Below are 12910 nucleotides of genomic sequence, written 5' to 3' on the forward strand. Positions count from 1 at the left end.
TCACGACCAAACGGGCGGGTAATTACCGCCCGTTTTTTTTGGTCGATCGTTTTTCACTCGCATTTCGTTGCTCAACATTAGGCAGGCTTTACAGACGTGGCATTACAGGAAATCGTTGAACAAACCGTAGCAGGACTGGGATATGACTTGGTAGAGATTGAACGCTCTGCCGGAGGCTTGCTGCGTATTACCATCGATTTGCCTTGGGTCGCGCCTGTTGAAGGTCAGCCTGTGTCCGAGCAGTTTGTAAACGTGGAAGACTGCGAAAAAGTGACTCGCCAGTTGCAGTTCGCGCTGGAAGTCGATGGCGTGGAATACAAGCGGCTCGAGGTGTCCTCGCCCGGTATCGATCGCCCTCTGCGTCACACGCAGGATTTCGAACGTTTTGCCGGTCACGTGATTGACATTACCTTGAAGGCTCCCATGGGGGCTGCTGCCAATGGCCAGGTCAGCGCCAACCGCAAGAAGTTCCGTGGCACGCTGGAGCGAGTGCCAGCGGCTGATGGCAGCACAGGATGGCAGATCGTTTGGAGCGATGCCCCTGAGGTCAAGCCGGGCCAGAAAGTCAGCAAAAAGCGTGTACCGCCGCCCCTGCAGGCGCTGGGCTTTGCATTCGACGAATTGCGGGATGCCCGTTTGGCACCCATTGTGAATTTCAAAGGCCGTGGCGGCCAAGGGCAGACGGACGAGGCCTGAGTGCCCGTTTGTCACACCATCCGTTTTTGTATTGGTTGATTAGAGTGTTCAGGAGAGTCATGGCATGAATCGCGAACTGTTGATGCTGGTGGAAGCAATTTCCCGTGAAAAGAACGTGGAACGTGATGTGGTGTTGGGCGCCGTCGAGGCAGCCTTGGCCCAGGCGACCAAGAAGTTGTACGCCGGTGATGTGGACATCCGTGTCGCATTGGACCGTGACAGCGGCAACTACGAAACCTTCCGTCGCTGGCACGTAGTTCCCGATGAGGCCGGTTTGCAATTGCCTGACCAGGAAATTCTGCTGTTTGAAGCCAAAGAGCAAATCGCCGACATCGAAGTTGACGAATACATCGAAGAGCCTGTGGCGTCTGTGCCTATTGGCCGTATCGGTGCGATGGCCGCCAAGCAAGTCATCTTGCAAAAGATCCGTGATGCCGAGCGCGAAATGCTGCTCAACGACTTCATGTCGCGTGGCGAAAAGATCTTTGTCGGCACCGTCAAGCGCATGGACAAGGGCGACATCATTGTCGAAAGCGGCCGTGTGGAAGGCCGTCTGCGCCGCGGCGAAATGATCCCCAAGGAAAACCTGCGCACAGGTGACCGCGTTCGCGCCATGATCATGGAAGTGGACCTGACCTTGCGCGGTGCGCCCATTGTGTTGTCGCGCTCTGCGCCGGAGTTCATGATTGAGCTGTTCCGCCAGGAAGTGCCCGAGATCGAACAAGGCTTGTTGGAGATCAAGTCCTGCGCACGTGATGCAGGTTCCCGCGCCAAAATCGCAGTTTTGTCCCATGACAAACGCGTAGATCCCATCGGCACCTGTGTGGGTGTGCGTGGAACCCGCGTCAATGGTGTGACCAACGAGCTGGCTGGTGAACGTGTCGACATAGTGTTGTGGAGCGAAGATCCCGCGCAGTTCGTCATCGGAGCCCTGGCGCCCGCGAACGTGACTTCCATCGTGGTGGACGAAGAGCGTCACGCGATGGACGTGGTGGTGGACGAAGAAAACCTTGCCATCGCCATCGGACGTGGTGGTCAGAATGTCCGCTTGGCCTCCGAGCTGACCGGCTGGAAGATCAACATCATGGACGCCGCCGAGTCTGCCCAGAAACTGGCGAACGAAACGGATTCCGGCCGCAAGCTGTTCATGGAAAAGCTGGATGTGGATGAGGAAATCGCCGACATCCTGATTGCCGAAGGCTTCACCAGCCTGGAAGAAGTGGCCTATGTGCCCCTGCAGGAAATGCTGGAAATCGAGTCCTTCGACGAAGACACCGTGCATGAACTGCGCAATCGCGCCAAAGACGCGTTGCTCACCATGGAAATTGCCCACGAAGAGAGCGTGGAAGAGGTTTCGCAGAATCTGCGCGACCTGGAGGGCTTGACCCCTGAACTGATCGGCAAACTGGCAGACGGCGGTGTTCACACCCGCGATGAACTGGCTGACCTTGCCGTGGACGAATTGACAGATATTACCGGCCAGTCTGCGGACGAGGCCAAGGCCCTGATCATGAAGGCGCGTGAGCATTGGTTTACCAATGACGGCGCTTCTCAAGAGTAACGGTCATGAAAGGTTTCACAGAATATGACCAGTACGACCGTTGCCGAGTTTGCCAATGAACTCAAAAAATCTACCGATACCCTGCTCGAACAGCTGAAGTCTGCCGGAGTGCCCAAGGCATCCGCAGCCGACGTGCTGACCGATGCTGACAAGCACAGCCTCTTGAACTACTTGCAAAACAGCCACGGCACTGCCAGCCCTGAACGCAAGAAGATCACGTTGGTGAAAAAGCAGACTACAGAAATCAAGCAGGCCGACGCCACTGGCAAGGCCCGTACCATCCAGGTGGAAGTGCGCAAGAAGCGCACCTTTGTCCGCCGTGATGATGGTGTTGAAGGCACGACTGAAGTTGAAGAGCAGGATGTTGCCTCTGCTCAAGCTGCTCAAGCGTTGGAAGATGCCGAATTGGCCCGCCGCGAGGAAGAGGCCAGCCGTCAGGCAGAGTTGATCCGCCGCCAGGAAGAAGAGCTGGCGCAACGCCGTCGCGAGCGTGAAGAGCAGGAAGCCCGTGCCAAGGCGGCTGCTGAGCAAGCCGCCGCTGCAGAGCGTGAAGCTGAGGCCGCTGCCCGTCTGGCCAAAGAGCAGGCAGTGGCACAGGTCCAGCCGGCTGCCAAAGCCGAAGCAGCACCCGCAGCACAGGCTGTGGATGCCGCTGCTGCCGCCCAAGCCAGCGAAGCTGCTGCCAAAGCTGCAGCGCAAGAACGTGCCGCTGCGGCTGCGCAAGCGTCCAAGGCTGCTGCGGCTGAAGAAGCTGCACGTGCAGCCGATCTGGGTGAACGCCGTCGCAAGGCGGAAGCCGAAGCTGCCGCCATCCGCTCCATGATGGCGGCTCCCAAGAAGGTCATGGTTGCGCCCAAGAAGGTGGAAGAGCCCAAGCCTGCAGTTGACGCCAAGGCCGGAATGAAGGGTACGCTGCACAAGCCTGCCAATGGATCCGCGGTTGCCAAACCGGCAAAACCTGCAGTTGGCGCCCCGGGTGCGGGCGCACCTGCCGGGAATGGCAAGGAAGTCAAATCTGCCAAGCTGTCCAGCAGCTGGGCTGGAGACACTGCCAAGAAGAAAGAACTCAAGACCCGTGGTGACACAACGGCAGGCGCTGGGCGTTCCAGCAACTGGCGTGCTGGTCCCAAGGGCCGTCGCGGCAATGACCGCGATCGTGATGACCATCACAACCAGCAGTCCGCTCCGGTCGAAGCACGTGTAATCGAAGTGCACGTGCCCGAAACCATCACCGTGGCCGAATTGGCGCACAAGATGGCGATCAAGGCCTCTGAAGTCATCAAGCAGTTGATGAAGCTGGGCCAGATGGTCACCATCAACCAGCCTCTGGATCAGGATACTGCCATGATCGTGGTGGAAGAGCTGGGCCACAAAGCAGTGGTAGCTGCGCTGGATGACCCGGAAGCGTTTACCGACGACGAAGTGCAAGGTCAGGAAGCGCCTTCCTTGCCACGCGCTCCTGTGGTTACCGTGATGGGCCACGTGGACCACGGCAAGACATCGCTGCTGGACTACATCCGCCGTGCCAAAGTGGCGGCGGGCGAAGCCGGTGGCATTACGCAGCACATTGGTGCCTACCACGTGGAAACTCCCCGCGGTATGGTGTCCTTCCTGGATACCCCCGGTCACGAGGCGTTTACCGCCATGCGCGCCCGTGGTGCCCAGGCCACTGACATTGTGATTTTGGTGGTGGCCGCCGACGACGGCGTGATGCCGCAAACCAAGGAAGCGATCAAGCACGCGAAAGCGGCAGGTGTGCCTTTGGTGGTGGCGATCACCAAGTCCGACAAGCCCGATGCCAACCCGGATCGCGTCAAGCAAGAGCTGGTCGTCGAAGAAGTTGTGCCGGAAGAATACGGTGGTGATTCTCCGTTTGTGCCCGTGTCTTCCAAGACCGGCATGGGTATCGATGCCTTGTTGGAACAGGTACTTTTGCAAGCCGAAGTGTTGGAGCTCAAGGCGCCTGTCGACGCCATGGCCAAGGGTCTGGTGATCGAAGCCAAACTGGACAAGGGCCGCGGTCCTGTGGCCACCATGCTGGTGCAGTCCGGTACTTTGAAGGTGGGTGATGTGGTGCTGGCTGGTCAAACTTATGGCCGGGTGCGTGCCATGTTGGACGAGAACGGTCACAAGATCGAAACTGCCGGACCTTCCATTCCAGTGGAAATCCAGGGCTTGACTGAAGTTCCGCAAGCGGGCGACGAATTCATGGTGTTGACCGATGAACGTCGTGCCCGTGAAATCGCAACCTATCGTGCAGGCAAGTTCCGCAACACCAAGTTGGCCAAGCAGCAGGCTGCCAAGTTGGAGAACATGTTCTCCGACATCGGTGCCGGCGACGTGAAGATGTTGCCCATCATCGTCAAGGCGGACGTGCAGGGCTCGCAGGAAGCTTTGGCACAGTCGCTGCTCAAGCTCTCTACCGACGAAGTCAAGGTGCAGATGGTCTACTCTGCGGTGGGTGGTATCAGCGAATCTGACATCAACCTGGCCATCGCTTCCAAGGCCATCGTCATCGGCTTCAACACCCGTGCCGATGCCGGCGCCCGCAAGTTGGCTGAGGGCAATGGTGTGGACATCCGCTACTACAACATCATTTACGACGCGGTCGATGAGTTGAAGGCCGCCATGTCCGGCATGCTGGCACCCGAGAAGCGGGAAGAGGTCATTGGTATGGCCGAGATCCGCACGGTATTCGTGGCTTCCAAGATCGGTACGGTGGCAGGTTGTATGGTTACTAACGGCTTTGTTACCCGCAACGCGCACTTCCGCTTGTTGCGCGACAACGTGGTGATTTACACCGGCGAGCTGGATTCCCTGAAGCGCATGAAGGACGACGTACGCGAAGTCAAAGAAGGCTTCGAGTGCGGTATCAAGCTCAAGAACTACAACGACATCAAAGAAGGTGATCAGTTGGAGTTCTTCGAAGTCAAAGAAATCGCCCGTACCCTGTAAGCGAGAGAACCCGAGTGCGCAAAAAGTCAGCTACACCCAATCGCAGCTTTCAGGTAGCCGACCAGATCCAACGGGATCTGGCCGAGCTGATCGCGCGCGAGCTCAAGGACCCGCGGGTAGGCATGGTCACGATCCAGGGTGTGGAAGTCACGCCCGACTATGCCCACGCCAAGGTCTTTTTCAGCTTGCTGGTCGGCGATCCGGTGGAGACGGCAGAGGGCCTGAACCAGGCTGCGGGCTTTTTGCGCGCCGGTCTGTTCAAGCGTTTGCATATTCACACGGTGCCGACATTGCATTTCATTTTTGACCAGACCACAGAACGTGCGGCTGACATGAATGCCTTGATTGCTCGCGCGGTGTCATCGCGCGCCAAAGAGGACTAAACACATGAACGCGCCACGTGCACGGGTTGCAAGGCGCCCTGTGCATGGGGTGCTGTTGCTGGACAAGCCGATCGGCCTGTCCAGTAATCAGGCATTGCAGAAAGCCAAATGGTTGTTGCGGGCTGAAAAAGCAGGACACACCGGAACGCTGGATCCTTTGGCGACGGGCGTGTTGCCCTTGTGCTTTGGCGCGGCGACCAAATTCAGCCAGATGCATCTGGATGCGGACAAGGCCTACGAAACGACCGTGCGGTTGGGCATTAAAACCAGTACGGCCGATGCGGAAGGCGATGTGCTGAGTGAGCGGCCGGTAGATGTTTCGCAAGCAAATTTGGATGCCGTGTTGCAGCGCTTCACCGGGCCGATTGCCCAGGTGCCGCCCATGCACAGTGCCTTGAAGAAGGACGGCAAGGCGTTGTACGAGTACGCGCGAGCCGGGATTGAGGTGGAGCGCGAGCCCCGCCATGTGGTGATTTATGCATTGAAAGAGCTGCCAGCGCCCACGGATAGTGCGCAACCAGCTATCAAATTGGTAGTGGAGTGCAGCAAGGGAACCTATATCAGAACCCTGGGTGAGGACATTGGCGAGGCCTTGGGTTGCGGTGCGCATTTGAGCGCCTTGCGCCGGACCCGAACGGGTGGGTTTGATACCAGCCAGTGTGTGAGTTTGGAGGCCCTGGAGGCCATGACGGAAGAGCAGCGCCTCGCGTGTCTCTTGCCCGTCGATGCTTTGCTGCCACAGCATGTGACTGTCACATTGGACAGTGAGAATGCGGCACGATTTTTGAGTGGCATGCGCAGGCGCGGAGCGTGGGCGGATGCTGAGCAAGTGGCGGTATACGCCACGATGCCGAAAGCCCTGTTGGGCACGGCACATGTGAAAGCCGGGGAGTTGATCCCCGTGCGTTTGCTGAGTCCGCTGGAGATCAGCGAAACCTTGGGCCAGCAGCAGGCCCTGGAACAGAGTTTGAAACAGAGTAACGAAACCTTGGCCCTCGGGGCGTAAGCAGAAAGTGAACCATGAGTAAACAAATCCGAAACATCGCCATCATTGCGCACGTTGACCACGGCAAAACCACCATGGTTGACCAGTTGCTGCGTCAGTCCGGCACCTTTGCCGAGCACGAAAAAGTGGTCGACACCGTGATGGACAACAACGCCATCGAAAAAGAACGCGGCATCACGATTCTGGCCAAGAACTGCGCGGTGAGCTGGGAAGGTACCCACATCAACATCGTGGACACCCCCGGACACGCGGACTTCGGCGGTGAAGTGGAACGTGCCCTTTCCATGGTCGACAGCGTGTTGCTGCTGATCGATGCGCAAGAAGGCCCCATGCCCCAGACCCGATTCGTGACCAAGAAGGCCTTGGCCTTGGGTCTGAAGCCTATCGTCGTGGTGAACAAGGTGGACAAGCCCGGCGCCAACCCCGACAAGGTGGTGAACGCTGCATTTGACCTGTTTGACAAACTGGGTGCGACCGACGAGCAGCTGGACTTCCCCGTGGTGTATGCCTCCGGTATCAATGGCTGGTCTTCCTTGGAGGAAGGCGCTCCCGGTGAGCAGTGGGGCCCCGACATGTCGGCCCTGTTCAACACCATCCTGAAGCACGTGCCACCGAACTCCGGTGACCCGACAGCTCCCTTGCAGTTGCAAATCTCTGCACTGGACTTCTCCAGCTTCGTGGGCCGCATCGGTGTGGGTCGTATCAGCCAAGGCACGATCAAGCCCATGCAGGACGTGGTGGTCATGGAAGGCCCTGACGGCAAAGCTGTGAAAGGCCGTGTGAACCAGGTCTTGACCTTCCAGGGCCTGGACCGCATGCAAAGCCCACTGGCAGGCCCTGGTGACATCGTGTTGATCAACGGTATCGAAGATATCGGTATCGGCGTGACAGTGACCGACCCTGCCAACCCCCAGCCACTTCCCATGCTCAAGGTGGATGAGCCTACCCTGACCATGAATTTCTGCGTGAACACCAGCCCCTTGGCCGGTCGTGAAGGCAAGTTCGTGACCAGCCGCCAGATCTGGGACCGCCTGCAAAAGGAGCTGCAACACAACGTGGCGTTGCGCGTCAACGAAACCGACGAAGAAGGCGTGTTTGAAGTGCTGGGTCGTGGTGAACTGCACTTGACCATCCTGCTGGAAAATATGCGCCGTGAAGGCTATGAAATGGCCGTGTCCAAGCCGCGCGTGATGTTCAAGGACATCAACGGCGAGAAGCACGAACCTATCGAGCTGGTGACCGCGGACATCGAAGAACAGCACCAGGGCGGCGTGATGCAGGCACTGGGCGAACGCAAGGGTGAGTTGATCAACATGGAACCGGACGGCCGTGGCCGTGTCCGTTTGGAATACCGCATTCCTGCCCGTGGCTTGATCGGCTTCTCCAACGAATTCCTGAACTTGACCCGTGGTTCCGGCCTGATCTCCAACATCTTTGACAGCTATGAGCCGCACAAGGGTGACATCGGTGGCCGAAAGAACGGTGTGCTGATTTCCATGGACGACGGTGAAATCTTCACCTACGCCTTGGGCAAGCTGGACGACCGCGGTCGCATGTTCGTGAAGGCGAACGATCCGGTGTACGAAGGCATGATTGTGGGTATCCACAACCGTGACAACGACCTGGTGGTGAACGCAACCCGTACCAAGCAGCTGACCAACTTCCGCGTGTCCGGCAAGGAAGATGCGATCAAGATCACTCCCCCTATCGAGTTGACTTTGGAATACGGTGTCGAATTCATCGAGGACGACGAGCTGGTGGAAATCACGCCCAAGTCCGTGCGTCTGCGCAAGCGTTTCCTGAAAGAGCACGAACGCAAGCGCGCCTCCCGCGATTAATTCATGCGACCGGCCACAGCCGATGCATGAACGCCCCGCAAGGGGAATCAACGTCCGCGGTCCGGCAGAGCTGGTCCCGCGGCGTTGTTGTTTTCACCATGCCTTCTCCCAAGGCATGTCAGCACAGGAAACTGTATGAAGCTCACCCACAACCGCGCCGTTTTGCTGATGGTGCTGGTCGCCCTGATGTGGTCCACTGCCGGCGTGGTGACTCGCCATTTGGAGTCTGCGCGAAGCTTCGAAGTGACCTTCTGGCGCTCGTTTTTCACAGTAATCAGCTTGCTGGTGATCCTGCCGGTGGTGAGCGGGCGGGGCGTGTTCGCCAAACTGCGCAGTGCTACGCCAGCGTTCTGGCTTTCCGGCGTGTGCTGGAGCGTGATGTTCACAGCCTTCATGGTGGCACTCACCCTGACCTCGGTGGGCAATGTGTTGGTCACCATGTCCATGGGGCCTCTGCTGACTGCCCTGATGGCGCGCATCTTCATCGGGCACCGCATACCGGCGCGCACCTGGATAGCGGTGCTGGTGGCAGGCGCGGGCATTGTGTATATGTATGCCTCGCAAGTAGACAGCATCACGCTGTGGGGAACCTTGGTCGCCCTGTGTGTGCCCATTGCGGGCGCGACCAATTGGACGGTGACGCAGCACGCCCACGACCAAGGGCATGACATCGACCTGATGCCCGCCGTGTGGGTGGGTGGCGTGATTTCTTGTATCGTCACCTTGCCCCTGGCGCTGCCCTTGCAAGCAACTGCACATGACGTGGCTCTGTTGGGATTTTTGGGCGTCTTTCAGCTCGCCGTGCCCTGTGTCTTGAGCGTGCGGGTGGCCCAGGTGCTGAAAGCGCCCGAGATATCCTTGCTCCAATTGCTGGAGGTTATTTTCGGCATTTTGCTAGCGTGGCTGGGTGCGAACGAGGCGCCAGGGAGTGCCGTTGTGTCCGGCGGTGCCTTGGTCATCGGTGCGCTGCTGGTGAATGAACTGATTGGATGGAGACAACGCAAATGAAACACGGAGAATGGGGTCTGGATGTCGTTACCGAGGTGAGCGGCGGGGTGGGTTACATCACCCTGAACCGCCCTAAAGCATTGAATGCCTTGAGCTTGGGCATGGTGCGCTCGCTCACAGCAATTCTTTTGGCGTGGAAGGATGATTCCAGTATCCATGCAGTGGCCATCCGCGGCAGCAACAAAGAAGGCCCCTTCGGCGGATTTTGTGCAGGCGGGGATATCCGCTTTTTCCACGCTGCGGCACTGGCAGGCGACCCGGCTTTGGAGGACTTCTTCACGGAGGAGTACGCTCTCAACCACCTCATCCACACCTATCCCAAGCCTTACTTGGCATTCATGGACGGCATCGTGATGGGCGGGGGCATGGGTATCAGCCAAGGGGCGTCACACCGTTTGGTGACCTCGCGAACCAAGATGGCCATGCCCGAAACCAACATCGGCCTGTTTCCGGATGTGGGTGGAGGCTACTTTTTGAGCCGTTGTCCGGGTAGCACCGGCGAGTGGTTGGCACTGACCGGAGAGGCTATTGGTGCAGACGCTGCTATTGCGGTGCAATTGGCGGACCACATGCTGGACGCAGGCCGACTCCAGGAAGCTTGGGATGCCTTGGCTGGCGTGGATTGGGAGTCTGCAGCTTCACTCGATCCTTGGTTTGCTACATTTTCTATAGCTGCTCACGCAGACTCCATAGGCGCTAGAGATCAAATTGATGCCTATTTTTCTCGGGCGGATGTGCAGTCTATCGTGGGTGCTCTGGAGGCCGACAGTTCTGAGTGGGCACAAAATACTGCAGCGACTTTGCGCAAGCGTTCGCCCCTGATGCTGCATGTGGTGCTGGAGCAGGTGCGCAGAGCGCGCACCATGAGCCTCGCCGAGGACTTGCGCATGGAGCGTGACATGGTGCGGCACTGCTTCGTCACCCGCCATTTGGATCGCGCCGGAGCGCGCAGTGAAACGGTGGAGGGCATCCGTGCACTTGCGGTGGACAAGGACCACCAGCCACAGTGGAACCCGGCACGGATTGAGGATGTGACCACCGCCCTGGTGGCCCCTTTCTTTGACAGCCCATGGCCCGCGAACGCTCACCCCTTGCGTACGCTTGCCTAAGGCGAACCGGCGACTCCGCTCAGCGTGGAAGTTGGGCGTACACGGCTTCGGACAAGGTCATGAGGGCAGGGCGGTCCAGGTCGCCGGTCAGGGCGTAACCGAAATTGCGGTCTACCCAGTAAAAGCTGAGGTTCTTGCCCTGTTGGCTGAACTGGAACGAGGTTACTGTTGAGGATGCGTTCGTAGTGCTGGAGAGACCGCCCACATACAAGGTGACGCGCTTGCCGGTGGCGTTGTCGAACATGAACTGGGCGCGGGCACCGCTATCCCCCGACAAAAGACGCCCACCCATGAGCTGAAAGCCTTGGGCGGACAGATCGGGCACCTTGAGTTCGCGCCCCAAGCGTTTGGAAAGCCACTGAACCAGATGCTGTTGTTCTGCTGCACTGACTTCGACGGGGTGCTTCACTTCCGGTGAAAACACGGCATGGGCCACACTCGCTTGCATGACAAATGCCTTTTCGCTGCGCTGTTGGCTGGCGTAAGTGCCAGGGCTAAAGCCGCTCAGCACAGGTTGCAAAAACCAGCCCATCCCGAATGCAAACAACACGCTGGCAGCCATACCACCCCAGCGAGTCCATTGGTTTTTTTGCTGTTGACGCTGACCGAGTTGTGACGCCGCCTGCAGCAGATGCGTCGGCAATGGTTCATCCAGAACCTCAGCATGCAATTCACTGATGCGTTGGTTTAGGCGTTTCCATTCCTGTGCATCTGCCAGCAATGCGGGTTGATCCCGTAGTTGGTCTTCCAATGTCGCACGCTGATCCTCCGGGAGGCGCCCGTCAACCCAGGCATGCACATCATCCGGGCGCGGGGGAGGGGAAGAAGGGTGATTCATAGGCAGGTTCTCAACGCACTCGTTGGAGAGGAACAACGTCCGCACCGTTTTTGCTGCTGGCGGGTGCTCCATCCATCAGGTTTTGCAAACGTGTCCGGGCCCGGAACAACCTTGACATCACGGTGCCCAAGGGGCTGCCGGTGATCTTGGCCACTTCTGCATAGCTCATGTCTTCCAATGCCACCAGTAGGAGGACGGTTCTCTGGTCTTCGGGTAGTTGGAGCAGGCAACGTTGCAGGTCCATGCGACTGTCTGCGTGGGAGGCGGGCGCTGTGAGGCCTGAGGCTTCTCCTTCAAGCCCTTCCGGATCGGTTGCCGCTTGATGCCGGATGATTCGCCGTACATCACTGACGTAGATGTTGTGCATGATGGTGAACAACCATGCTCGCAGGTTGCTGCCTGCGGTCCATAAGGTCCATTTCGTGCAGGCACGCTCTAGTGTGTCCTGCACGAGATCATCCGCGGCCCATGCGCTGCAGGTAAGCGCTCTGGCGTAGCGGCGCAGCGCAGGTATCTGCTCTTTGAGCTGCGCTGCATCCATGGTGAATCAGGGGGTGACGGTGCGCCAGACGTTCTGCACGCCATTGCCGGTGGCGTCTCCGGGCTTGGTGTCCTTGATCCAGAAGTACAGGGGTTTGCCTTTGAGAGCCCACTGCTTCTTGCCGTCATCGCGGGTGATGATGCTGTAGTCGCCGGCGGCCTTGTCGGTGTCCGCAGCCATCAGTGGGGGCCAGTTGATCGCGCACTGACCATTGCACACCGATTTACCACTGCCGGTTGTGTCTTTGTCAAAGGTGTACAAGGTCATGCCGTTGCTGCCGGTCAAGATGCCGCCGTTCACGGCAACGGGTGCCGATGGCGCCATGGCCGCGCAGCCGCCCAGCAGGGCGGCGGTAAGTGTGGCGATCGCGAGAAATTTCATGGAGTACTCCGGAGTTGTAAAGCCCGCGGGATGCGTGCTCACCAGATAAACGCCGGGCCGTGACGGTTTATTCCATGTCGCCGGAAAAAATTAACGGTTCCGGTCTTTCATGGCGCGTTCGACTTCCCGCTTGCCCTCGCGGTCCTTGATGGTGTCTCGCTTGTCGTGCTCAGCTTTGCCTTTGGCCAAGGCGATGTCGCACTTCACTTTCCCGCTCTTCCAATGCAGGTTGATGGGCACCAGCGTGTAGCCCTTTTGTTCAACCTTGCCGGTCAGGCGCTTGATTTCTTCCTTGTGCAACAGCAGCTTTTTGGTTCGGATTTTGTCCGGACTGACGTGGCTGGAGGCCGTGTGCAAGGGGTTGATCTGCAGGCCGATGATGAACATTTCACCATCGCGGATAACCACATAGCCGTCGGTCAACTGAACTTTGCCTTCGCGCAGGGACTTGACCTCCCAGCCTTCGAGCACAAGGCCGGCTTCAAACCTCTCTTCAAAAAAATAATTGAAGGCGGCTTTTTTGTTGTCAGCGATGCGGGAGGCAGTTTCGGGTTTTTTGGCCATGGAGTGAAAGTGGGGGCGAAGGGCAGAATT

The 12910-nt window shown here is 58.5% G+C and carries 12 protein-coding genes; 8 read left to right on the top strand and 4 right to left on the bottom strand.

The features are described 5' to 3' along the window. Positions 1-96 precede the first annotated feature (96 nt). The 8 genes from rimP (at position 97) to AEP_RS01820 (ending at position 10556) form a co-directional block, all read left to right on the top strand. Positions 97-696, top strand: a complete 600-nt coding sequence (rimP, locus tag AEP_RS01785; protein WP_087493801.1) for a ribosome maturation factor RimP — start codon at positions 97-99, stop codon at positions 694-696. A 64-nt stretch (positions 697-760) separates the two neighbouring features. Next, entirely contained in the window at positions 761-2257 is a 1497-nt protein-coding gene (nusA, locus tag AEP_RS01790; RefSeq protein WP_087493802.1) for a transcription termination factor NusA, read from the top strand. A gap of 24 nt (positions 2258-2281) precedes the next feature. After that, the gene (infB, locus tag AEP_RS01795; RefSeq protein ID WP_087493803.1) at positions 2282-5212 is read left to right on the top strand and encodes a translation initiation factor IF-2; all 2931 of its coding nucleotides are present in this window, start codon (positions 2282-2284) and stop codon (positions 5210-5212) included. A 14-nt stretch (positions 5213-5226) separates the two neighbouring features. Continuing rightward, complete coding sequence (gene rbfA / locus AEP_RS01800; protein ID WP_087493804.1) at positions 5227-5595, top strand: 30S ribosome-binding factor RbfA; 369 nt, start codon at positions 5227-5229, stop codon at positions 5593-5595. A gap of 4 nt (positions 5596-5599) precedes the next feature. Next, positions 5600-6601 carry a tRNA pseudouridine(55) synthase TruB gene (gene truB / locus AEP_RS01805; RefSeq protein WP_087493805.1) on the top strand — a complete coding sequence of 334 codons (1002 nt, stop codon included), beginning with the start codon at positions 5600-5602 and terminating at the stop codon, positions 6599-6601. A gap of 14 nt (positions 6602-6615) precedes the next feature. Continuing rightward, positions 6616-8439 (top strand): translational GTPase TypA, encoded by a 1824-nt coding sequence (gene typA, locus AEP_RS01810; protein WP_087493806.1) that lies wholly within the window; start codon positions 6616-6618, stop codon positions 8437-8439. Between the two features lie 135 nt (positions 8440-8574). Further along, positions 8575-9447: a DMT family transporter gene (locus AEP_RS01815; protein ID WP_087493807.1), complete on the top strand. Its 873-nt coding sequence runs from the start codon at positions 8575-8577 to the stop codon at positions 9445-9447. Further along, positions 9444-10556 (top strand): enoyl-CoA hydratase/isomerase family protein, encoded by a 1113-nt coding sequence (locus AEP_RS01820; RefSeq protein ID WP_087493808.1) that lies wholly within the window; start codon positions 9444-9446, stop codon positions 10554-10556. Before AEP_RS01815 ends, AEP_RS01820 begins: the two co-directional genes overlap by 4 nt. Before the next feature lie 19 nt (positions 10557-10575). Here AEP_RS01820 and AEP_RS01825 read toward each other — a convergent pair whose 3' ends face one another. From AEP_RS01825 to smpB, 4 genes are all read right to left on the bottom strand, one after another. Further along, positions 10576-11394: an anti-sigma factor family protein gene (locus AEP_RS01825; protein WP_087493809.1), complete on the bottom strand. Its 819-nt coding sequence runs from the start codon at positions 11392-11394 to the stop codon at positions 10576-10578. 10 nt (positions 11395-11404) lie between these two features. Next, positions 11405-11935, bottom strand: a complete 531-nt coding sequence (locus tag AEP_RS01830; RefSeq protein WP_087493810.1) for an RNA polymerase sigma factor — start codon at positions 11933-11935, stop codon at positions 11405-11407. A 6-nt stretch (positions 11936-11941) separates the two neighbouring features. Beyond that, positions 11942-12316 carry a COG4315 family predicted lipoprotein gene (locus tag AEP_RS01835; protein WP_087493811.1) on the bottom strand — a complete coding sequence of 125 codons (375 nt, stop codon included), beginning with the start codon at positions 12314-12316 and terminating at the stop codon, positions 11942-11944. A 90-nt stretch (positions 12317-12406) separates the two neighbouring features. Then, complete coding sequence (smpB, locus tag AEP_RS01840) at positions 12407-12880, bottom strand: SsrA-binding protein SmpB (RefSeq protein ID WP_087493812.1); 474 nt, start codon at positions 12878-12880, stop codon at positions 12407-12409. Positions 12881-12910: the final 30 nt, after the last annotated feature.

The sequence above is a fragment of the Curvibacter sp. AEP1-3 genome (genome assembly GCF_002163715.1).
Classification (GTDB): Bacteria; Pseudomonadota; Gammaproteobacteria; order Burkholderiales; family Burkholderiaceae_C; genus Allorhodoferax.